A 22885-nucleotide genomic window follows, 5' to 3' on the forward strand; every position below is an offset into this window, starting at 1 on the left:
AGCAGATTGTCGGCTCAATACCATCCAGAGGTCAAAGTGCAAGTGGAACCACCTGACGGGCCTTGTGATTGGTTCAAGAGTGCAGCTCAAGCCGTTGAAAGCAAAGAGTGGGTATTTTCCGGAACATTCCGTTAGACTAGGGCGCAGCATGGCGGGTCTTGATTCGGCGCGCCGCGCGACACAAGGAACCTTGGTAAAGAGGTGGCAGGGGCAATGAGTCAGATTGAAGAATTACAACGGCGTATCGTTGCGGCGATGGAGCGGATCAGCGCAAGCGCAGATGGCCTGCGCGCCGCACCCACGGAAATGGCTGCGCCCGATCCCGATCTGCAATCCGCACTTGATGAGGAACGGCTGGCGAATGCCCAGCTGGAAGAACGCCTGAAGTCGTTGAAAGAACGGCATGAACAGGAAACCGACGCCATGCGCGCCGATCTTGAAACACTGCGCGCATCTGCGGGCGATGACGCGGAAACCGCGACGTTGCGCGAACAGCTGGCCGAGGCCACGGCCCGGCTCGCCTCGGTCGAGGCGGCGCGGGCCGAATTGGCCGACGCCAAGGCCGCGCTGGAAAACCAGGATGAGCTTGCAGCGCTGAAGGCCGAGGTTGAGACATTGCGCGCAGCACAGGCTGACGGCGACGAGGTCGAGGCCCTGCGCGGCGAACTGGATCAACTGCGGTCTGCGGCGGGCAGGGCGCAAGAGCTTGAGGCCGAAAACGCGCGCCTTGCATCCGAGTTGGCCGACAGCGAGCGGGTTGCCGAACTGAACAGCGAGCTTGAGATGTTGCGGGCCGAGCGCAAGAGCCATGGCGCGGCAATGTCCCGCCTGGATGACGATCTGCAGAGGCTGCGCAAAGCCAACGAAGAATTGCACGCAAGTGTCGAAGAATTGCGGACGGCTGCCGAAGGCGGTGTTGCCGATGCCGAGCTGTTGAACCGCGCAACCGCGGCCGAACTGGAAGCGACACGCGCAGCCCGCGCAACGGACGCCGCCGAGGCCCATGCGGTTCTGGCTCGGCTTGAACCCTTGCTGACCCAGGCCAGCCTTGCAGAAGGAGAGGTGGAATAATGCCCGAGGTAACCATTCATATCGGTGGGCGCGGCTTTGAAGTTTCTTGCCAGGAAGGCGAAGAGCCGTTTCTGCAGGCGGCGGCCAAGTTGCTGGATGACGAAGCGCAGGTTCTGTCCGATCAGATCGGCAGGATGCCGGAATCCCGGATGCTGTTGATGGCTGGGCTGATGCTGGCCGACAAGACGGCAGCCTTTGATGAGCGCATCAAATCGACCGAAGCCAAGCTGGCCGAGGTCGAGGCAGAGCTGACCCGCCTGCGCAGCGCGCCCCCGCCAGAGCCCGAACGCGTTGAGGTCGCCGTGGTTCCGCCGTCGGTTACGGACACGCTGGCGGAACTGGCCGCCCAGGCCGAGGCGCTGGCATCGGTAATCGAAGAAAAGGCGGCCGGATGACCCGCCTGCACACAGCGATTTGCGCGGCCCTGTTTTCGGTTTCGGCAACGGCGACACTGGCGGAAATTGACATCCTGCCAGTGTCATTCACCTGCGAGAACAACACCGAATTGTCGGTTGTCTATTTCAATGAAACCGGCGGGCCCGGTGCCGCGGCCATGATGCTGGACGGGCAATTGATCCCGATGCGCCAGGTCGAAAGCGGGTCGGGAATTCGGTATGAATCCGTGGCCGGCGAGGGGACGTATATCCTGCGATCAAAAGGCTGGAACGCCACGATCAGCCATCAGGGTCAGGCCGCCACGGCCCCTGAACGCGTGGTGCTCAGGGACTGTAGCAGTCGCTAAAACCCATTCAGGCGTTGGCTTCGCGGATCTTGTCCGCGGCGTCCTTGTCATAGCCGACACCGTTTTCGTCGAACAACGTGTCCAGCTCGCCCGATAGGGTCATCTCGGTGATGATGTCGCAGCCGCCGACAAACTCGCCTTTGACATAAAGCTGGGGAACAGTCGGCCAGTCGGAATAGTCCTTGATGCCCTGACGCACCTCTTCGTCGGCCAGGACGTTGACGTCTGTGTAAGACACGCCCATGAAATTCAGCACCCCGGCCACGCGGGACGAGAACCCGCATTGCGGCATTTCCTTGGTGCCTTTCATGTACAGCACCACATCATTGGCTTTGACGGTTTCGTCGATCTGGGTCTTAACGTCGCTCATCTTGGTTGTCCTCTTTGCCCGCTTTTGGGCCATTTGGTTCGTTTTCCAACCGGGTGGCGGTCCACCCGTCCTTTTCGAGCCTTTGATGTTCGGCCTGCGCCATGGCCAGCGGATCAAGCCCGTATCTTTCAATGCCGCCAACTTTGCTGACCTTGTCCGGGTCGGGGCGCATGTCGGCGAGGTTTCGGTTCCTGTTCCGCTTCACATAGGCTTCGATCAGCGCGGCGGCAACGATCAGACCGCCGATGCCGCATATCCAGAAAACCCAGCCGCTCATGTCCTGGCCGTATAGGCACGGGTCACAAGGCGGCGGGCCAGGATCATTCCGGCACTTTCGTCGTCAGCGCCAGTGCGTGCAATTCGCCGTCCGGGCCGTCCATCTTGCCCTTTAGCGCCGCATAGACCGCGCGTTGCTGTTGCACCCGGTTCTTGCCGCGAAAGCTTTCGTCCACGACCATGGCAGCCATATGGACACCGTCATGGCCGCCCACCTGGATTTCCGCATCCGGAAAGGCTTCGCGCAGCAGGTGTTCGATCTCGTGGGCGCTCATCGGCATGTAGGTCACTCCTGAAGGTCTTTCCCAAGATGTAGAGCGGCGCGCCGGGGCGCGCAAGGGTCAGATGGCAGCGCCGGGAAAACCCGAAACCCGTGCTGGAACGCGCGGGTTTCGTGACGTGTTCCGCGGCCTGTCAGGCGACGGCCTCGGCAAAGCTGGTGCGGAAGGTGGCGGCCAGATCGGCAAGCGGGGCCTCGGACCCGCCGATGCGCACGCAGTCGCCGGTAAAACGGCCAACCGAAACAAGCGGGACACCAGCCTGACCGGCCGCGATCATCAGCGCTTCGGCCTGATCAAAGTTGCAGGCGACCAGATAGCGGGCCTGATCCTCGCCGAACAAAAACTCGGTCGGCGCGTCGTCTAGATGCACCCCGACGCCTGCGGCCTCGGCCAGTTCGAACGCCGCCAGCGCCAGACCACCATCGCCGAGGTCGGTGCAGGCCCGGATCATCTCGCGGTTGGCGCGGATGAACTCGCCGTTGCGCTTTTCGGCGTCCAGGTCGACATGGGGCGCATCACCGTCTTCGCGGTTGAAAACTTCGGCCAGAAGGGCGGATTGACCCAGATGGCCGTTGGTTTCGCCGATGACCAGCGCAACATGGCCTTCGCGGACCTCGTTGCCGATGATCTCATCCGTATGAGCCAGCAGACCAACCGCGCCTATGGTCGGGGTCGGCAGGATCGCCTGACCGTCGGTTTCGTTATACAGCGAAACGTTGCCCGAAACGATCGGCATGTCCAGCGCGGCGACCGCCTGGCCGATACCCTGAATGGCGCCAACAAACTGGCCCATGATCTCGGGCTTTTCGGGGTTGCCGAAATTCAGGTTGTCGGTGGTCGCCAGCGGCTTGGCGCCCACGGCGGTCAGGTTGCGATACGCCTCGGCCACCGCCTGCTTGCCGCCCTCGACCGGGTTGGCGCGCACGTAGCGCGGGGTTACGTCGGACGTAAAGGCCAGCGCCTTGTCGGTGCCGTGTACGCGAACCATGCCCGCACCCAGACCCGGCGTGCGGGCGGTGTCGGCCATGACCATGGTGTCATATTGTTCATAAACCCACTGTTTGCCCGCATAGTTGGGCGAGGCGAGCAGGGCGCGCAGCCCGTCGACCGGGTCGATCTGTGGCACTTCGGTCAGCTCGTCGGCCTCGGGCGTTGCCACCCATGGACGGTCATATTCCGGCGCGGTCGAGGAGAGTTTTGACAGTACCAGATCGGCTTTGACTTCGCCATTGTGAACGATCAGGAAACGGTCCTCGGCGATGGTTTCGCCAACGATGGCAAAATCCAGATCCCATTTTTCGAACACGGCGCGGGCCTCGGCCTCAAGCTCGGGCTTGAGAACCATCAGCATGCGTTCCTGAGACTCGGACAGCATCATTTCATATGCGGTCATGTTCTCTTCGCGCTGGGGCACGTTTTCCAGGTCAAGCCGCACGCCTAGGCCGCCCTTGTCACCCATTTCGACGGCGGAACAGGTCAGGCCCGCTGCACCCATATCCTGAATGGAAATTACCGCGCCGGTCCGCATCAGTTCCAGCGTCGCCTCCATCAGGCGCTTTTCGGTGAACGGGTCGCCAACCTGAACGGTGGGGCGTTTTTCTTCGATCGTGTCGTCAAACTCGGCCGAGGCCATGGTCGCGCCGCCAACGCCGTCGCGGCCGGTCTTGGCACCAAGGTAGACAACCGGCATGCCGACGCCCGATGCGGCCGAGTAAAAGATCTTGTCGCTGTCGGCCAGACCGGCGGCAAAGGCGTTCACAAGGCAGTTGCCGTTGTAAGCGGGGTGGAAGCGCACCTCGCCACCCACGCAGGGCACGCCGAAGCAGTTGCCATAGCCGCCGACGCCTTCGACCACGCCATTTACAAGCTGGCGGGTCTTGTGATGATCGGGCTCGCCAAAGGACAGGGCGTTCATCGACGCGATGGGGCGCGCGCCCATGGTAAAGACATCGCGCAGGATGCCGCCAACCCCGGTTGCCGCGCCCTGATAGGGTTCGATATAGGACGGGTGGTTGTGGCTTTCCATCTTGAACACCACGGCCTGACCGTCGCCGATATCGACCACGCCCGCATTTTCACCCGGACCGCATATGACCTGGGGCCCCGAGGTCGGCAGGGTGCGCAGCCATTTCTTGGACGACTTGTAGGAACAATGCTCGTTCCACATCGCCGAGAAAATGCCCAGTTCGGTAAACGTCGGCTCGCGCCCGATGATTTCAAGGATCATCTCGTATTCGTCGGGCTTGAGCCCGTGTGCAGCAATCAGATCGGGTGTGATGGCGGGCTCTTGCATCGTCTGTCCTGTTCTCATGGGTGGCCGAGATTGCGCGCCTTTTAGGGCAAGGGCGCGCCGGGGGGAAGGGTCAAACCCGCGCAGACCGGTCAGAAACGCTGGCCGACATAGATATACAGCTGATCTTCATCCAGATTGTTGCGGGCCCAGTCCACCGAAAAGTCGACCGGGTATTTCTGTGACACGCGGTATCTGACCCCGACACCAAAGGCCGAATGGGTTCCGTTTTCAGACAGGTCCGAAAAGCTGCCGCCGGTTTGCGCAATACCGCCAAAGGCTGCGGCGCCGATCCGCTTGGTGAATTGCTGGCGGTATTCCACCTGCAATGACGCCGACCGGAAATCGAGAAACTGGGTCACCGGGAACCCCCGGAACGCATCGGTGCCGCCGACCGAGCATTGATCGAAAAACGGCGTTTCCGATGTCGCCGCGCAAACCGAGGCCCGCGCTGCGATGACACCCTTGGGGATCGGGTTGAAATAGTGGGTATAATTCACGAACGACTTGGCATAGTCGCCCGTCAGCCCGTCCAGCGTAAAGCTGTGTGACAGCTCAAAGCTGAGGTTCAGGCCCCGGGTCGGATAGATCGTATCGTCGCGCCGGTCCCAGTCGACAACAAGGGCCGGTGTCACGATCTTCATGTTCAGGAACCGGTCGAATGGGTCCGGGATCGCGGGCTGCCCCGATCCGAACTGAACGATTTGGGTGTCAAGGTATCGCAGGGCAAGGCCGGCTGAGAAATCCGGTGTCACCCCATAAGACAGCGCCAGACGGGCCAGGTTGCCGTCCTGGCGGACGGGTAGGCGGCCCAGTGACGAATAGAGGTCGTAGTTGATCTTGGCCTTTGCGAACATCGTTTCGACAAGCCAGCGATTGTCATCGAACGCAAAATTCGCGGCCCCGCCATAAGCCTGGCTGCCATTGCTGGACCGTAGGGCGGCAAGCCCGAGCATGGACGGTTTGGACCCCTCGTCGATGGTGAAAAGATACCCCGCCGCAAGCGCCAGCCCAGACCCGATGGTGGGGTCCGAAAACGGTATCGGCACCACGATGACAGACCCCTGGCCAAACCCGACCGCCGCGTCATCCTGCGGGGTGTCGAAGGCGGCGACATTGGGCTCAACCGTGTTGGACCCTGCCGAGGCGGTGCCGGGCGCAACAGCCAGAACAGCCAGAGACAGGGCCAAAACCAGGCGTCGCACGGGAATCCTACCTTTCAATCAACTCAAGGCGCCGGGGCTGGCCCGGCGCCTTTGCGGGACATGCGGCCTCAGGCCGGGCCCTGTTCCTTGTTGACCGCGTCAGCGGCGGCCGCACCGATCGCGGCCTTTTGCTGATCGCTGAGGTTTTCGGCCTCGTCCAGCCCCGGTATCGCAACACGAACCTCGCGGCGGGCAAAGTCGATCCCGTTTTCCTTGAACGCGGCTTTGACCCGGTTGAAGATTTCCTTGCGCAGCGTGAACTGCTTGCCGGGTTTGGCCATGAACTTGCCGCGGATGATCATCCCGACATCGTCAAAGTCGAACACGCCTTGCGATTTGAATGGCTGCAGGAACCCGTCCTTGTGGGTCTCGTCCGCCATCATCTCGGCACCGATCTTCTTGAAGATCTTCTTGACCTTGTTGGGGTCGGTGTCGAAGGGCACGGTGAATTTCAGCTTCATGATGACCCAGTCACGACTGTAGTTGGTCAGCTTTTGAATTTCGCCATAAGGGATGGTGTGTACCGGGCCGCGGTGGTGGCGCAGTTGCATCGACCGGATCGAGATTTTCTCGACCGTACCGGTGGTGCCGCCGACATCGACATATTCGCCGACGCGGAACGCGTCATCGACCAGAAAGAAGATGCCGCCCACGATGTCCGACACCAGTTTCTGGGCACCGAAACCGATGGCCAGACCCAGGATACCAGCACCAGCCAGAAGCGGCGTGATATCAAGGCCCAGCGCGCCCAGCGCAAGCAGGGTAAAGATCACCGCGATTGCGACCTGTGCGGTGACCCGCAACAGCGGCAGAACAGTTGCAAGGCGCGACCCGCCCGAGCCGCCACCTTCGCCAGCCTCTTCGTCGGGGCTCTGCTCGGCTGCGGTCTGTTCCTTGGCCAGACGGCGGTTGATCCAGAGCGAGACAACCTCGTTCAGGATGTAGCCGATGGCGGCGATGATGAAGAACTGGATCACCTTGCCGCCCGATTCCGACCCTGCACCGGCAATCTCTTGCAGATCCAGGTCCCAGGCATTGGCGATCATCAGGACAACCAGGATACCGGCCAGAACGCGCCCGATCCGAATATAGCTGCGCTTGGTCGATTTATAGGCGCGTTCGGCAACCGGTCCATCGCCCAGCATCGGGGGTTGCAAATGCCGCACCAGCCCGCGGATCACCGTATCCAGCGCAGGCGCGATCAACAGCCAGAACATGGTCGCGAAATGGGCACCCTCTGCCGCCATGGCGACCAGTTGCGGATCCCGTGTCGAGGACAGGTATTCAACCACCAGCCACATGACGAATGACACACCGATTGCGAAATAGGGGTACATCCGTGCCACCCATTCATCAAACTCGGTGCGGTCCGGGTCTGTGCCGCGCATCATGTCGCTCAGACCGCTGCGGGCGGTCCAGGCGATCAGGCCGATATAGATGTGAATGGAGGTGTTCAGCCAGAAGCCCAGCCTTGTCTCGCTCATCTCAACCCCGTTCAGAGTATTGAACCGGATGATGAACATGGTGAACCCGATCAGCAGGAACAGACCGATCAGGTTGCGGTGCAGGTATTTTGACCAATGGTCGTCAATATTCACCAGCCGCAGTTCCGACCTTTCCGGCGCAAGCACAAAGCGCGAGATCGCGGCCCCCAGCCGTGGGAACCAGATCAGGAAGAACACGAAAGGCGCAACCTGGGCAATCTGTTCGGGGTCCAAAAGCTGACGCCCAACAAGGACCAGCGTGTAATAAAAGACGATAAGGCCCAGCAATTCGCGGCAGAACCGGCGGACCAGAAACAGAACCGCGCCGCGCAAGTCATGCTCGGCATCGCCGGGAACCGCCTTGATCCAGCGGCGTGTCCACATACCCACCAGCTTTTCGGCGGCAAAACCGATGGCCACGGCCAAAGCCGCGAAACCAAACAGCGTCAACATGCCCGCAGCGCCAAAGGTCGTTGCAAAATTCGAAATCGCTTCGAATTGCAAAGTCACAAGACTGGGTATCTTTTTGATAACATCCAGCCAGGATGCGACCAGCCCGTTCGCGGTGTCGCTGATCCGGGTCACCAGACCTTTTTTGGCGGGTGCCGCCGTCTTTTGGGCGGCGACGGCATCCAGCCGTTCAAGCAACAGCGCGCGCACCTGATCGTCCGACATGCGGGCGACAAGGTCATCGACCTGATCGGGTGTCAGATCCTCGGGAACGGTGGCGGGCGCGGGTGTTGACGATGATGTGCCCGTCATGGGCACTTGCGCGATAGACGGCGCAGCGACAAAGACGGCAAGTATCAACGCCAGAATAAGACGCGTCAGGTGGAACATTGGGCTTCCCTCGAAGTCAGAAATCTATTGTTTTCCGGCATCATAGAGAGGCGGGCGCCAATTTCCCAGCAGAATTGTACCCCGGAGGGCATTCCCTGTATCAGGGCGGGCCAAAAAAAAGGCCGAGCATAAAGCTCGGCCGTAGTCCAACAGGGAGGTATGAAGATGATGAGCGTTTCAGCATCACCGCCTTCGAGTGCTCATTTAGGGATCACAGTTTGTCTGATCAAGGAATTTTGGGCGCAATGGCGACATGTCCGCTATGCCGTGGGCGCATAGCTAGAGTTTTCCCATTTGCCTCAGTTGTTTGCGATGCGCAATGATTTCTTCCTGAACAAAGTCGCGGAACGCTGCAACGCGCTTGGAATGCCGAAGCTCTTCGGGATAGGCAAGGTAGACGGGGACATCCGCGCTTTCGATATCGGACAGAACCGGGACCAGGTCCGGAAAGTCGTCGGTCACGTAATCGGGCAGAACGCCAATGCCGAGATTGTGCAACACGCCCTGCAGCACCCCGAAATAGTTGTTCACGGTCAGCAGGGAACTGGGTTCATAGGTCATCAGATGCCGAACCATTGTGGCCCCGACGCCGACCTGCGGGGCAGAGGGTGTCTGGCAAATCAGGCGATAGCGCGAAATATCCTCAAGCGCCTTGGGGACGCCGCCATGGGCCTCAAGATAGTCCTTGGTGGCGTACAGCATCATCTGAATGGTCATCAGGCGCTTGCGCACAAGGTCCGCCTGGCTGGGTTCTTTCATGCGGATGGCCACGTCGGCCTCGCGCATGGGAAGATCAAGCACGCGTTCTTCGAGCATCAGGTCGATATTGAGGTCGGGATATTGTTCGTACAGTTTGGGCAGGCGCGGGGCTAGCCAAAGGGTGCCGAACCCGAATGTGGTGGTCACGCGCAGAACGCCGAACACCTCATCCTCGCTGTCGCGGATACGGGCGGCGGCGGTGTCCAGTCGTTTGGACATGGCCGAGGTGGCATCAAACAGCAATTCGCCCTGTTCGGTCAGAATCAGGCCCCGCGCATGACGGTGGAACAGGGTGGCCGCCAGCGATTCCTCAAGCGCGCGAATCTGGCGGCTGACCGCGGATTGTGACAGATTCAGCTTGTCACCCGCATGGGTCAGACTGCCGGCATCAGCGACCGCGTGAAATATTCTGAGCTTGTCCCAGTCCATGTTCGCAACTTTCGTTATTCTTCGGCACGCCTATATGAAAGAGGTAACAATTTCTACAATCAAACACTGAAAACGCTCAGGAATATGGGAAATTTGCTATACAGGTCAGAATTTATGACCTAAAATGATGTGAAATACAGCACACTAATTTGACGGGGAGGCGTCAGATGAGTCAGCCGAAGATTTCGCTAAACGATAAGTTCGATCTATCCAAAAGCCCGGTGCTTTTGAATGGGACGCAGGCGCTTGTCCGTCTGATGCTTCTGCAAAAGGAACGGGACCGCCACGCGGGCCTGAATACTGCGGGTCTTGTGACCGGGTATCGGGGGTCGCCGTTGGGGGCGGTCGATCTGCAGATGTCGCGCGCGCAAAAGCAACTGGCCGAAAGCGACGTGGTCTTTCAATACGGTCTGAACGAGGATCTGGCCGCAACCGCCCTGTGGGGCAGCCAGCAGGCGGGTCTGCGCGGCGATGGCAAGTTCGACGGGGTGTTCGGCCTTTGGTATGGCAAGGGGCCGGGCGTCGACCGTTCGGGGGACGTCATGCGCCACGCGAACATGGCAGGCACTGCGCAACATGGCGGTGTGCTGATGGCGATGGGCGATGACCACACCGGCGAAAGCTCGACCGTTCTGCATCAGTCTGAATGGTCCATGGTGGACATGTACATGCCTGTTGTCAGCCCGGCAGGGGTGCAAGAGATACTGGATTACGGCATCTACGGGTTTGCGCTCAGCCGGTTTGCCGGTGTCTGGGTCGGGCTGAAGACGATGAAAGACACGATCGAGGTCACCTCGGTCGTTGATGGCCGCCCGGACCGGGTGCAACTGGTCGCGCCCAAATTCGACATGCCCGACGGTGGTTTGAATATTCGGCTGGGCGATACGCCGCACCTGCAGGAAGCGCGGATCATCGACTATAAACGCTTTGCGGCCGAGACCTTTTCCCATGCCAACAAGATGGACAAAAGGGTCTGGGGGAAACCCGGAGCCAAGATCGGCATCGCGGCGGCCGGCAAGAACTGGCTGGACCTTGTCCACGCCATGTCCTTACTGAATATCGATGAGACCGAGGCCGAGCGTCTGGGCCTTACGACCTATAAGATCGGTCAGACATTTCCTTTGGATATGAAAGGGTTCCACGAATGGGCCGAAGGTCTGGACCTGATTGTCATCGTCGAGGAAAAGCGCAAGCTGATCGAGGTTCAGGTCAAGGAGACCATATTTGACGACCGCCGCGGGCGGCGCGTCTATGGCTGGTACAAGGGCGGTGCCGGGGCGTTGCACCGCGAGGAACTGTTCCCGACCCGCGGCGCGCTGGATCCGATCATGATTGCCGAAAAGATTGGTGGCATTCTGGTGGAAGAGGGGCGCGACACTGACGGTGTGCGCGCCGGTCTGGCCAGCCTGGCCGAGGCCCGCCGGGCCGACAATGCCGAAGAAATCGCGGCGCGTTTGCCCTATTTCTGCTCGGGATGTCCGCATAACAGTTCGACCAAGGTGCCGGATGGCAGTCGCGCCTATGCCGGGATCGGCTGCCATTACATGGTTCAGTGGATGGACCGGAACACCACCGGTTTCACGCAGATGGGCGGCGAGGGCGCGAACTGGATCGGAGAAGAGCCGTTCTCGGCCACGGACCACGTCTTCCAGAACCTGGGCGACGGCACCTATAACCACTCGGGCGTTCAGGCGATCCGCGCCGCGTTGTCGGCGGGAACCAACATCACCTACAAGATCCTGTTCAATGATGCGGTCGCAATGACCGGCGGGCAGGACAACGAAGGCGGATTGACCGCCGAGCGAATTGTCAACGAAGTCAAGGCCATGGGCGTGCGCGACGTGGCCGTGGTTTATGACGAAAAAGAGGATATCGACCTCAAATCCCTGCCGGGGGGCGTTCAGACATTCGAGCGTTCCGAACTGGAAGAAGTCCAGAAGAAGTTTCGGGAAATCAAAGGCGTATCGATCATCGTTTACGTACAGACCTGTGCTGCCGAAAAGCGCCGGCGCAGAAAACGCGGCACCTTCCCGGACCCGGATAAACGCGTGTTCATCAACTCTGATATCTGCGAAGGCTGCGGCGATTGCGGTGTCCAGTCGAACTGTGTCTCGATCGTTCCCAAGGAAACCGAACTGGGCCGCAAACGCGCGATCGACCAGTCCAGTTGCAACAAGGATTTTTCCTGTCTCAACGGGTTCTGCCCGTCCTTTGTCACGCTCGAAGGCGCCAAGATCCGCAAAGAGGCGACCACCGACCTGCATCTGCCGGATTTGCCCCAGCCTGATCTGCCGGTGATCGACGGCACGCATAACGTCGTCATCACCGGGGTCGGCGGCACCGGGGTCGTGACCATCGGTGCGGTTCTGGCCCAGGCGGCGCAGATCGACGGCAAAGGGGCCGGAATGATGGAAATGGCCGGTCTGGCCCAAAAGGGCGGCGCGGTTCATATCCATTGCCGCCTTGCCAATGCGCCCGAGGATATCAGTGCCATTCGCGTGGCGACGGGCGAAGCGCATGCGCTGATTGGCGGTGATCTTGTCGTCTCGGCCGGTGCCAAGACCCTGGGCCTGACGCGGACCGGTCAGACCGGTGCCGTGGTCAACAGCCACGAGATCATCACCGGCGATTTCACCCGCGATACCGAATTCAGCATCCCCTCGGACCGGCTGGAGCTTGCGCTTGAGGCCCGTCTGAAGGACGGGTTGGCCTTGTTTGATGCGACCGAACTGGCCCGCGCGGTGATGGGCGATTCGATCTATTCGAACATGATGGTTTTCGGCGCGGCGTGGCAACGCGGTCTGCTGCCGGTCAGCCATGATGCGATCCTTCGGGCGATTGAAATGAACGGTGCCGCAGTTGACCGCAACAAGCGCGCCTTTGACGTCGGTCGCTGGGCTGTTCTTCACCCCGCCGAGGCCGCAGGGATCGTTGCGCCGAACGTCACGGACCTGCCGCGCAGTGCGGACCAGGACGTCGAAACCCGCACGCAGCACCTGACCGATTATCAGGGCGGGCGTCTGGCCCGCAGGTACCGCAAGCTGGTGGACGCTATCGAGGATGCCGATATCCGCGCGGCGGTTGCGCTGGGGTATCACAAGCTGTTGTCATACAAGGACGAATACGAGGTGGCGCGCCTGTTGCTGACAAGCCGTGACAAGGCGGCACAGGAATTTGACGGCGCGTTCAAGATGACCTTCCATCTGGCACCTCCCTTCCTGAACAAGCCCGGCGCAAGCGGGCGCCCGAAAAAGCGGGCATTCGGTGAATGGCTGCTGGGGCCTTTGCGCATATTGGCCAGCATGAAGAAACTGCGCGGCACGCCGCTGGACATCTTTGGGTACAGCGCCGAACGGCGGATGGAACGCGCTTTGATCCGGCAATACGAGGCCGACATGAAAGAGGTTCTTTCCCAGGCCAATCCGGCAACCCGCGATGCGGTGGTTGCCCTGGCGCGCTTGCCACTGGACATTCGCGGCTTTGGCCCCGTTCTGGTTGCAAACGAAGCCAAGGCGGCCAAGCGGCGCGAGGAATTGCTGGCGGTTATTCGCAGCGGAGGGCCAGAGTTGAAGGCGGCGGCCGAGTAAACCGTCACGGATTTGTCACGCAGGCTAGGCAAAATTGTTACCTGCCGCTATTTAGCGGGTAACAGATCGGAGACCCAAATGCCCTCGCGCCGCCATGTCGCTCGTGACATTTCCTATTCGTATTCCGCCGAAACAAAAGGCGGCCGGATGGTCATCAGGTTGATGGAAAACACCACCGGTCGCCTGCGCTTGATCAAGCGCGCCGACGGCTACGAGAAAGACGTGGCGAATGGGCGCGACTTTTGGGCGGTCATGGTCGAACGTTATGGTTTGTCCCTGGATGTCGTCGGCGGCGCCTTGTCGAATATCCCCAGCGACGGGCCGCTGATACTGATCGCCAACCACCCTTATGGCATCCTGGACGGGTTGATGATGGGCCATATCCTGGCCCAGGCCCGTGGCGATTTCCGCATTCTGGCACATCGTGTGTTTCGCAAGGCCGAAGACCTGGACCGGATCATCCTGCCCATTTCCTTTGACGACACGCGCGAGGCGGTAAAGCTGAACCTTGAGACGCGGAAAACCGCTCTGGATTATCTGGGCAATGGCGGGGCAATCGGGATATTTCCGGGCGGGACGGTCAGCACCGCGGTCAAGCCGTTTGCCTATCCGATGGACCCCGGTTGGCGCGGGTTTACCGCGCGGATGGTGGCCAAGTCCAACGCCACCGTCGTGCCGGTCTATTTTGACGGGCACACGTCCCGCCTGTTCCAGATTGCCAGTCATCTGCACAACACGTTGCGCATGGGGCTGCTGATCAAAGAGTTCAAAAAGCGCGTCGATACGCCGGTCAAGGTGGTCATCGGGGACCCCATTGGCCGCGATGTTCTGGACCCTCTGGGCAAGGACACGCGCAAGATGATGGATTTCTTGCGCAAAGCCACGTATGAGCTGTCTCCGAAGCCGTTGAAGTCCTATGACTACGGCTATGAATTCGAGGAACGGCATCGCGCCTGAAGGGGCAAATGGCAGTAGGCATCTTTGATTCCGGTTTGGGCGGGCTGACCGTCCTGAACGCCGCGCAGAAACATCTGCCCGACGTTGATTTCCTGTATTATGCGGACAGCGCGCATGCCCCTTACGGTGTGCGTGACGCCGAGGATATATACCAACTGACCCGCAAGGCCGTGAACGATCTGTGGTCGCGGGGCTGTGCGCTGGTGATTCTGGCCTGCAATACCGCCAGCGCCGCGGCGCTGCGCCGGATGCAGGAAGAAGGCGTGCCCGAAGGCAAGCGGGTGCTGGGGGTCTTTGTCCCCCTGATCGAGGCGCTGACCGAGCGGCAATGGGGCGACAACAGCCCGCCACGCGAAGTTTCGGTCAAACATGTGGCCTTGTTTGCGACCCCGGCAACAGTCTCAAGCCGGGCGTTCCAGCGCGAACTTGCCTTTCGGGCGATTGGCGTGGATGTCGAGGCGCAGGCTTGCGGGGGCGTGGTCGACGCCATCGAAGACGGCGACATGATCCTGGCCGAGGCTCTGGTACGCAGCCATGTGGATGCGCTCAGGCGCAAGATGCCCGAGCCGCAGGCGGCGATTCTGGGATGCACGCATTATCCGCTGATGGCGGAATCGTTCCAAAAAGCGCTTGGTGACGATGTGCAGGTTTTCAGCCAGGGGGATCTGGTTGCGGCCAGTCTGGGCGACTATCTGCAACGGCATCCCGGCATGATGGGAACGGGCGAGGGCGGTTTCCTGACCACCGGCAAGCCGGACGTTGTCAGCGACCGCGCAACGCAGTTCCTGCGACGACAAATCCGGTTCCAGGCTGTCTGACTTAGGTCAAGGACGGCCGACTTTCCTTTCCTTAACTCAGGGACCGTCACATCGGCGATCCTGATATGTGGCACACAAGCAAAAGAGGTCTGACATGACCCATAAAATCGCAATTCTGGGCGCTTCGGGTTACACCGGTGCCGAACTGGTGCGGCTGATCGCCGAGCACCCGAACATGGAAATCACCGCCCTGGCGGCCGAGCGTAAGGCCGGGCTGTCGATGGCGCAGGTGTTCCCGCATCTGCGGCATCTGGACCTGCCGCAGCTGTGCAAAATATCCGAGATCGACTTTGACCAGGTCGACCTGTGTTTTTGCGCGCTGCCGCATAAGACCAGCCAAGAGGTGATCCGCGCGCTGCCCAAATCCCTGAAAATCGTCGATCTGTCCGCCGATTTCCGGTTGCGTGACGGCGCGGATTACGAGCAATGGTATGGCAATCCCCATACCGCGCTTGAGCAGCAGCAAGAGGCGGTATACGGCCTGACCGAATTCTACCGCGATGAGATCCGCGCCGCGCGGCTTGTGGCCGGAACCGGCTGTAATGCGGCCACCGGTCAATACGTGCTGCGGCCGTTGATCACGGCCGGGGTGATTGATCTGGATGACATTATTCTTGACCTGAAATGCGCCGTGTCGGGCGCCGGGCGGTCGCTCAAGGAAAACCTGCTGCATGCCGAACTCAGCGAGGGCAGCAATGCCTATGCCGTCGGCGGTACGCACCGGCATCTGGGAGAGTTCGATCAGGAGTTCTCAAAACTGGCCGGGCGCACGGTTCACATCCAGTTCACGCCGCATCTGATTCCGGCGAACAGGGGTATCCTGGCCACGACCTATGTCCGGGGTGACGCGCAAAGCATCCAGGATACGCTGGTCGCAGCCTACGAAAACGAGCCTTTCATCAAGGTTCTGCCCTTTGGCGAAACGCCGTCGACGCATCATGTGCGGGGATCGAATTTCTGCCATATCGGCGTTGTCGCCGACCGGATCGAACGCCGGGCGATCGTCGTTGCGGCGCTGGACAATCTGACAAAAGGCAGCAGCGGGCAGGCCTTGCAGAATGCCAACCTGATGCTAGGTGAAATCGAAACCCGGGGGCTGATGATGGCACCTCTTTTCCCGTGAGGACGGTATGAAAACGCTAAAGAAACGCCGCCGCGTACAGGTCATTCTGATGTCGATCGTCGCCCTTTTGGTGGCGACGGTCCTGATCGGGTTCGCGTTCAAGGATGGGATCAACTATTTCCGCTCGCCCAGCGAGGTTGTGGCCGAGCCGCCCAAGCCGACCGAAGTGTTTCGGATGGGCGGGCTGGTCGAAGAAGGCTCGATCATCCGGGGGCAGGGGGAAACGGTCCGCTTTGTGGTGACCGATGGCGGCGAAAGCGTTCCGGTTGCCTTTACCGGCGTATTGCCGGACCTCTTTGACGAAAACCAGGGCATGATCGGCACTGGGCGCTATGTGGATGGCGTGTTCGAGGCGACCGAAATCCTGGCCAAGCACGATGAGACCTATATGCCGAAAGAGGTCGTCGATGCCCTCAAGGAACAGGGTCTCTATCAAGAGGCCGAAGATAGCTGAGGCAACGCCCCGCGCATCCGTGTGGCGGGGACGTGAACCAAACCGGGGCGTTGCATGTTCAAATCATGCAGCGCCCTTTGCATTTGGGCGCAGTTAATCGGTTTTCGCCAGCATTTGCCACGGCACAACAAAGGTGGTGGCGATGCAGACAGTTCAGCAGATTGCAGAGGAAATCGTGGCGCGCGAGGGCGGGTTTGTCGACGACCCGGATGATCCGGGCGGCGCGACCAAGTTCGGCGTCACGATCCATACCCTGCGCAGGCTTGGCCTGGACGTTACAGGCGACGGGGCGGTGGACCGGTCGGACGTGGCCGCGCTGGGTCGTGGGCAGGCAGTCGAGATATTTGTCCGGCACTATTTTGACCGCCCCCGATTGGCGCTGGTGCCCCAGGCGCTGCAGCCGTCGCTTTTTGACATGTATGTCAACGCGGGCTCGGCTGCGGTGCGGCTGTTGCAGACGCTGCTCTGCGAGATGGGGTTTGACGTCGGCGTTGACGGGACAATGGGCCCCCAAACAGCGCGCGCCGCGCATCTGGCGGCAGACCCTGACCCGATCGCCCTGCGGGATGCTTATGGCGTGGCGCGAAGGAACTACTATTTCCGGTTGGCCGATCGGCGCCCGGCATCGCGCAAATATGCCCGCACCCGTGCCGGAACCAAGGGCGGCTGGATACGGCGGGCAGAAGAATTCCTGTCGCCTGCCTATCATCTGAATGACGCCCAATTCCAAAGGAGGGTCGCGGCATGGGATTGATTTCCGGTCTCTTGCGCCTGCTGTTCGGCGACGAGCGCAACCTTGTTCGGGAAACGGCCGAAGTGTTCCGCGAAAATGCCGAAGCAGGCGCGGAACGGTCGGTGACGGTCCAGGGGCAGGCCATGGCGCAGTTCGGCAGCGAATTCCAGTTGCCGCGCAAAGGGCGCTTTGACCAGGTTATCGACGGTCTGAACAGGTTGCCCCGGCCCGCCATGGCGCTGGGAACGCTGGGCCTGTTCGTCGTTGCCATGGTCGACCCGCTTTGGTTTTCGGCACGCATGCAGGGAATCGCGCTGGTGCCTGAACCTTTGTGGTGGCTCTTGGGGGTCATCGTGTCATTTTATTTCGGGGCCCGCCATCAGGCCAAGGTTCAGGACTTGCAGCGGGACATCACCGCGACCATGGCGCGAACCCCGGTCGTCATGTCGAACCTTGGTGCGCTGCGTCGCATGCGCCGGGACTGGTCCCGGGCAGAGCTGCATGAGCAGGCGGTATCGCCAGATGGAAACCCTGCGCTGGAGGACTGGCGCCGGTTGCGGGACCCATAGCCCGCGACACTTTGTGCGGGGATTCCGGGCGAAAGTGATTGGCGCTTGGTCAGACAGCGGATTATACCGGGCGCATGATAACAGAGCTTGGCCACTTCGCCCTTATCCTCGCCTTTCTTGTCGCCATGGTTCAGAGTGTCGTGCCCCTGGTCGGGGCGGCAAAACGCTGGACCGGATGGATGGCCTTTGCCGAACCCGCGGCAATCGCGCAATTCCTTTTGACGGCCTTTGCGTTCTCGGCCTTGATCTGGGCCTTCGTGGTGTCCGATTTCTCGTTGCGGATCGTGGTCGAAAACAGCCATTCGGCCAAGCCCATGCTTTACAAGATCAGCGGCACCTGGGGAAACCACGAGGGGTCGATGCTGCTATGGGTGTTGATCGTGACCATATTCGGGGCCATGGCCGCGTTCTTTGGCGGCGGTCTTCCCCCCACGCTCAAGGCGCGGGTGCTGGCGGTTCAGGGGGCCATCGGGGTGGCGTTCTTTGCCTTTATTCTGTTCACGTCGAACCCGTTTGACAGGCTGGCTATCGCCCCGTTCGACGGGCGTGATCTGAACCCGCTGCTGCAGGACCCGGGGTTGGCCTTCCATCCACCGTTCCTGTACCTGGGGTATGTTGGGCTGAGCATGGCCTTCAGCTTTGCCGTGGCGGCGCTGATCGAAGGGCGCATTGACGCCGCCTGGGGCCGCTGGGTCCGCCCCTGGACCCTGGCCGCCTGGATATTCCTGACCATCGGTATCGCGCTTGGGTCCTGGTGGGCCTATTACGAGCTGGGCTGGGGCGGGTTCTGGTTCTGGGACCCGGTCGAAAATGCCTCGTTCATGCCGTGGCTTTTGGCCGCTGCGTTGCTGCACTCGGCCATCGTGGTCGAAAAGCGCGAGGCGCTGAAAAGCTGGACCATCCTGCTGGCCATCATTGCCTTTGGATTTTCGCTCATCGGGACTTTCATCGTGCGGTCCGGGCTGCTGACATCGGTTCACGCCTTTGCCAACGACCCCGAGCGCGGCGTGTTCATCCTGATCATCCTGATCTTTTTCATCGGCGGGGCGCTGACCCTGTTCGCCGCCCGCGCGCAGGCGATGGAGGCCAAGGGCGTCTTTGGCGTGGTCAGCCGCGAAAGCGCGCTGGTCGTGAACAACATCCTGCTGGCGGTCAGCTGTTTCGTCGTGTTCTTCGGAACGATGTGGCCGATGGTCGCCGAGATGGCCTTTGACCGCAAATTGTCGGTCGGCGCACCGTATTTCAATGCCGCCTTTACACCGTTCATGGTGGTGCTGGGCATTATCCTGCCGGTCGGTTCGACGCTGCCGTGGAAACGGGGCAAGCTGGGCCGGGCGGCCTGGTCGATGCGCTATGCGTTTGTTCTGGCGGTTTCGGTCGCGCTGTTGGTCTGGGTGATGCAGACGGGCCGCAGCCTGCTGGGGCCGGTTGGCCTGTTCCTGGGGGCCTGGATCACCTTCGGCGCCATCGTCGATCTGTGGAGCCGGACGGGGCGCAAAGGCAACCTGAAGCGCCTGGTGCGTCTGCCTGGCGCCGATTGGGGCAAGGCCGTGGCCCATACGGGCTTGGGTGTCACCATGTTCGCCATTGCCGGGCTGACCGCCTGGGAAGTCGAAGACATCCGCGTGGTGCAGCCCGGTCAGCCCTTTGAGGTTGGGCAGTTCACCCTGACCCTTGAAGGGGTCCGGCGGGTTCAGGGGCCGAATTTCTTTTCGACCACCGCCGATGTCGCGGTTCAGCAGGGCGGTCGGACCATAACGACGCTGCACCCGGAAAAACGGGACTATCCCGTGGCCCGGATGCCCACGACCGAGGCTGCCATCGACTATCGTTTCCTGAGGGACCTTTATGTTGTCATTGGCGATCAGCAGGCCGATGGCGGCTGGGTCATGCGGACCTATATCAAACCCCTGGCCAACTGGATCTGGGGCGGCTGCATCCTGATGGCGCTTGGGGGCGTGATCAGCCTGTCTGACCGCAGGTTCCGCGTCGCCGCGGGCGCGCGCAAGACACGTGCATCGGGGGTACCGGCAGAATGAAACGCATTGCCCTGATCCTGATGCTTGTCGCAACGCCCCTGTTTGCGGTTCAGCCCGACGAAGTGCTGGACGACCCCGCGCTTGAGGCGCGCGCGCGCGACATCAGTACCGGGTTGCGCTGTCTGGTGTGCCGTAACGAAAGCATCGACGAAAGCAACGCGGAACTGGCGCGCGACCTGCGGATCCTGTTGCGCGAACGGCTGGTTGCCGGGGATACCGACAAAGAGGCCGTTGCCTTTATCGTCGACCGCTACGGCGAATATGTACTGCTGAAGCCGACCGCCTCGGGGTCGAACCTGCTGCTGTGGCTGGCGGGTCCGATCATGTTGCTGATCGCCGCCGGGATGGGGTGGTCCTTTCTGCGCAACCGCGCGCAAAACCAGGACGCGGTTGATGCCGATGCCCTGAGCGATGCCGAGAAAGAGCGCCTGCGCCGGATTCTCGAAGACTGACGCGCCGTCCTGCTTTCCCTCGGACGTCATCTGCGGCAGGGTCGGGCAAAGCTAAGCGCAGGTGAGGAAATTCATGGATTACGAAGCGGTCCAACTGGACATTACTGACGGTCTGGCGGTGCTGACACTGAACCGCCCGGACAAGATGAACGCGCTGACCACGCAGATGCGTGCGGAAATCACGCATGCCATGACCCATGCGGGCCGAAATGCGCGGGCCATCGTGCTGACGGGCGCAGGCGCGGCCTTTTGCTCTGGCCAGGATCTGGGCGATGCGTCCAGCACCGGAAAAATCGACCTCGAACGCGCCTTGCGCGACGAGTATGAGCCGATGCTTCAGGCCGTCTATGACTGTCCGGTGCCCACGATTGCGGCGGTCAACGGGCCCGCTGCGGGGGCAGGGGCCAATCTGGCGCTGTGCGCCGATGTGGTGATCGCAACCGAAAGCGCCTATTTCCTGCAGGCTTTTGCCCGGATCGGGCTTTTGCCCGATGCTGGCGGAACCTGGTTCATGCCCCGGCAGATGGGGTTTGCCAAGGCCATGGGCGCGGCCCTCTTCGCCGACAAGATCAGCGCCCGGCAGGCCGATGATTGGGGGCTGATCTGGGAAGCGGTCGCCGATGATGACTTTGCCGCCCATTGGCGCAAGCGTGCCGATTACCTGGCCAATGGCCCCACGGCCGGTTTCCGGGCGATCAAACAGGCGATCCGTGGCACCTATGACCGGACCTTGCCGCAACAGCTTGCGACCGAAGCGCATCTGCAGGGGGATTGCGGGCGTACGCGCGATTTCGCCGAGGGCGTTGTCGCCTTTTTGGAAAAACGCCCCGCGCGGTTCGAGGGGCGCTGAACCAGGGCCAAGCCCTGTCTGGCGCAGGCCAGGCTAGGTCAGGCCCTGCGGCGGCGGCGCGTGCGTCTTTCGGGGGTGCCGGCATCGTCACCGGTGCCATCCGAGGCCGAGGAAAACGGCCCCAAAGCATCGGTGATCTGATCCAGCGTGGGCCGGTCGCCGCGCGCAACACTGTCCAACGCTGCGCGCATCTCGCGAAGATGTGCAGGCATCGTGCCGCAGCAGCCGCCGATGATGCGGGCGCCCGCATCCCGCGCCATGACCGCATATTGCCCCATCAACTCGGGCGTTCCGTCATAGTGGATATGGCCGTCAACATATTTGGGAATGCCCGCATTGCCCTTGGAAACAAGGGGGCGCTCGGTCCCTTGCGCGGCAAAGCCCAGGACGGTGCGCAGGATATCCGACGCGCCGGTGCCGCAATTGGCGCCGAATGCCACCGGTGGGTTGGGCAGGGTTTCGACCAATTGCGCCAGGTCGGCCGAGGTCACACCCATCATCGTGCGCCCGGCAGTGTCAAAACTCATCGTGCCACACCAGGGCATGTCGGCCAGGGCAAAGGCCTCGGCCGCGGCGCGGAACTCTTCCGGCGCGCTGATGGTCTCAAGCCACAGAACATCCACGCCGCCGTCTTTCAGCGCCTCGGCCTGCTCGTGAAACATTTCGACCGCATCAGCGTGGGACAGGGTGCCGACCGGCTGCATGATTTCGCCCGTGGGGCCAACCGACCCGGCCACGACGACCGGACGCCCGGCGGCATCGGCCACCTCGCGGCCCAGCTCGGCACCGATCCGGTTCAGCTCGGCCACCCGGTTCTGGGCGTCATGCAGTTTCAGCCGGGCCGCCGTGCCGCCGAACGTATTGGTCAGGAACAGATCGCTGCCGGCCTCGACCGAGCCGCGATACAAGGCGCGGATCTTGTCCGGTGCCTCGACATTCCACAATTCGGGCGCATCACCCGATTGCAGCCCCATGTTGAACAGGTTCGTACCGGTTGCGCCATCGGCAAGGATGGCGTCTGCGGTGTCCAGAAGTGTGCTGAGTGCGTTTGTCATTGGGATGTTCCGCAAAATGGCCCGGGGCCGAGAAAACACAGACGCCCCATGTCTCATGACAGGGGCGCCAAATCAAACTCATAAATCTCATGAAGATCATGAGGCTTGTGCAGTGGCTCAGATATCGGCCTCGGCCACTACCTGCTCTTTGGCTTCGACCAGCAGTTCGGCCATCTTTTCGCGAATCTTGGCTTCGTCTGCCAGATCGCCAAGATAGCCTTTCACGGCCTCGACCACGTCGTCTTCGCTGACATTTTGCAGGTCAGTGTGGACCAGTTCCTGCCCATAGGCCCGCGCTTGTTCAACGGTTTCACCCTTCAGGGTCGACGCCCAGACGGCCATGAACCGGTTCCGGCGCATGCGGGCAACGAATTGCATTTTTTCGTCATGGGCGAATTTGTTTTCAAACGCGGCTTCACGTTCGTCGAATGTGGTCATTGGCTGTGGACCTCTTTGCGTAACAATTTTCTTCCTGATGATATGACCATATGACGGTCTCTC

General features: G+C 61.2%; 22 protein-coding genes. 13 read left to right on the forward strand and 9 right to left on the reverse strand.

From position 1 onward, the window contains the following. The first annotated feature begins 213 nt into the window (after positions 1-213). The 3 genes from ACXAG8_RS00265 to ACXAG8_RS00275 are packed head-to-tail and all read left to right on the forward strand — an operon-like array spanning position 214 to position 1813. Entirely contained in the window at positions 214-1071 is an 858-nt protein-coding gene (locus ACXAG8_RS00265; RefSeq protein WP_475221268.1) for a hypothetical protein, read from the forward strand. Beyond that, positions 1071-1466, forward strand: coding sequence for a cell division protein ZapA (locus ACXAG8_RS00270; protein ID WP_475221270.1), 396 nt, complete (start codon positions 1071-1073; stop codon positions 1464-1466). Before ACXAG8_RS00265 ends, ACXAG8_RS00270 begins: the two co-directional genes overlap by 1 nt. Next, on the forward strand, positions 1463-1813 hold the full coding sequence (locus ACXAG8_RS00275) for an MliC family protein (protein ID WP_475221271.1): 351 nt from the start codon (positions 1463-1465) through the stop codon (positions 1811-1813). The genes ACXAG8_RS00270 and ACXAG8_RS00275 overlap by 4 nt, the downstream gene beginning before the upstream one ends. A gap of 7 nt (positions 1814-1820) precedes the next feature. On the opposite strand, the gene grxD is transcribed toward ACXAG8_RS00275, so the two are convergent. The 7 genes from grxD to ACXAG8_RS00310 form a co-directional block, all read right to left on the reverse strand. Beyond that, positions 1821-2183, reverse strand: coding sequence for a Grx4 family monothiol glutaredoxin (gene grxD / locus ACXAG8_RS00280; protein ID WP_475221272.1), 363 nt, complete (start codon positions 2181-2183; stop codon positions 1821-1823). Further along, positions 2170-2460, reverse strand: a complete 291-nt coding sequence (locus ACXAG8_RS00285; RefSeq protein WP_475221273.1) for a hypothetical protein — start codon at positions 2458-2460, stop codon at positions 2170-2172. The genes grxD and ACXAG8_RS00285 overlap by 14 nt, the downstream gene beginning before the upstream one ends. Before the next feature lie 43 nt (positions 2461-2503). Beyond that, the gene (locus tag ACXAG8_RS00290) at positions 2504-2740 is read right to left on the reverse strand and encodes a BolA/IbaG family iron-sulfur metabolism protein (RefSeq protein WP_475221274.1); all 237 of its coding nucleotides are present in this window, start codon (positions 2738-2740) and stop codon (positions 2504-2506) included. A 133-nt stretch (positions 2741-2873) separates the two neighbouring features. Continuing rightward, positions 2874-5033, reverse strand: coding sequence for a phosphoribosylformylglycinamidine synthase subunit PurL (gene purL / locus ACXAG8_RS00295; RefSeq protein WP_475222382.1), 2160 nt, complete (start codon positions 5031-5033; stop codon positions 2874-2876). An 89-nt stretch (positions 5034-5122) separates the two neighbouring features. After that, on the reverse strand, positions 5123-6235 hold the full coding sequence (locus tag ACXAG8_RS00300) for a BamA/TamA family outer membrane protein (protein WP_475221275.1): 1113 nt from the start codon (positions 6233-6235) through the stop codon (positions 5123-5125). Positions 6236-6303: 68 nt separating this feature from the next. Next, a complete protein-coding gene (locus ACXAG8_RS00305; protein WP_475221276.1) occupies positions 6304-8559 on the reverse strand; it encodes a mechanosensitive ion channel domain-containing protein in 2256 nt (751 codons plus the stop codon). Between the two features lie 279 nt (positions 8560-8838). Beyond that, positions 8839-9747, reverse strand: coding sequence for a LysR family transcriptional regulator (locus ACXAG8_RS00310; RefSeq protein WP_475221278.1), 909 nt, complete (start codon positions 9745-9747; stop codon positions 8839-8841). Between the two features lie 167 nt (positions 9748-9914). Here ACXAG8_RS00310 and ACXAG8_RS00315 point away from each other — a divergent pair, with 167 nt between their 5' ends. From ACXAG8_RS00315 to ACXAG8_RS00360, 10 genes are all read left to right on the forward strand, one after another. After that, the gene (locus tag ACXAG8_RS00315) at positions 9915-13334 is read left to right on the forward strand and encodes an indolepyruvate ferredoxin oxidoreductase family protein (RefSeq protein WP_475221279.1); all 3420 of its coding nucleotides are present in this window, start codon (positions 9915-9917) and stop codon (positions 13332-13334) included. Between the two features lie 78 nt (positions 13335-13412). Next, positions 13413-14291 carry a lysophospholipid acyltransferase family protein gene (locus ACXAG8_RS00320; protein WP_475221280.1) on the forward strand — a complete coding sequence of 293 codons (879 nt, stop codon included), beginning with the start codon at positions 13413-13415 and terminating at the stop codon, positions 14289-14291. Positions 14292-14299: 8 nt separating this feature from the next. Next, complete coding sequence (locus tag ACXAG8_RS00325) at positions 14300-15109, forward strand: glutamate racemase (RefSeq protein WP_475221281.1); 810 nt, start codon at positions 14300-14302, stop codon at positions 15107-15109. A gap of 94 nt (positions 15110-15203) precedes the next feature. Continuing rightward, positions 15204-16232 carry an N-acetyl-gamma-glutamyl-phosphate reductase gene (argC, locus tag ACXAG8_RS00330; RefSeq protein ID WP_475221282.1) on the forward strand — a complete coding sequence of 343 codons (1029 nt, stop codon included), beginning with the start codon at positions 15204-15206 and terminating at the stop codon, positions 16230-16232. A gap of 7 nt (positions 16233-16239) precedes the next feature. Continuing rightward, positions 16240-16686, forward strand: coding sequence for a cytochrome c maturation protein CcmE (gene ccmE, locus ACXAG8_RS00335; RefSeq protein ID WP_475221283.1), 447 nt, complete (start codon positions 16240-16242; stop codon positions 16684-16686). Between the two features lie 142 nt (positions 16687-16828). Next, a complete protein-coding gene (locus ACXAG8_RS00340; RefSeq protein ID WP_475221285.1) occupies positions 16829-17440 on the forward strand; it encodes a holin-associated N-acetylmuramidase in 612 nt (203 codons plus the stop codon). After that, a complete protein-coding gene (locus tag ACXAG8_RS00345) occupies positions 17431-17988 on the forward strand; it encodes a holin family protein (protein ID WP_475221286.1) in 558 nt (185 codons plus the stop codon). The genes ACXAG8_RS00340 and ACXAG8_RS00345 overlap by 10 nt, the downstream gene beginning before the upstream one ends. Before the next feature lie 74 nt (positions 17989-18062). Next, on the forward strand, positions 18063-20027 hold the full coding sequence (locus tag ACXAG8_RS00350; protein WP_475221287.1) for a heme lyase CcmF/NrfE family subunit: 1965 nt from the start codon (positions 18063-18065) through the stop codon (positions 20025-20027). After that, positions 20024-20479, forward strand: a complete 456-nt coding sequence (locus tag ACXAG8_RS00355) for a cytochrome c-type biogenesis protein (protein WP_475221288.1) — start codon at positions 20024-20026, stop codon at positions 20477-20479. The genes ACXAG8_RS00350 and ACXAG8_RS00355 overlap by 4 nt, the downstream gene beginning before the upstream one ends. Before the next feature lie 73 nt (positions 20480-20552). Further along, positions 20553-21329, forward strand: a complete 777-nt coding sequence (locus tag ACXAG8_RS00360; protein ID WP_475221289.1) for an enoyl-CoA hydratase-related protein — start codon at positions 20553-20555, stop codon at positions 21327-21329. Between the two features lie 38 nt (positions 21330-21367). Here ACXAG8_RS00360 and bmt read toward each other — a convergent pair whose 3' ends face one another. Both bmt and ACXAG8_RS00370 read right to left on the reverse strand, forming a co-directional pair. After that, positions 21368-22384: a betaine--homocysteine S-methyltransferase gene (bmt, locus tag ACXAG8_RS00365; RefSeq protein WP_475221290.1), complete on the reverse strand. Its 1017-nt coding sequence runs from the start codon at positions 22382-22384 to the stop codon at positions 21368-21370. 117 nt (positions 22385-22501) lie between these two features. Next, positions 22502-22822, reverse strand: coding sequence for a DUF1476 domain-containing protein (locus ACXAG8_RS00370; RefSeq protein ID WP_475221291.1), 321 nt, complete (start codon positions 22820-22822; stop codon positions 22502-22504). Positions 22823-22885: the final 63 nt, after the last annotated feature.

It is taken from the genome of Ruegeria sp. ABD4_443 (assembly GCF_056160865.1).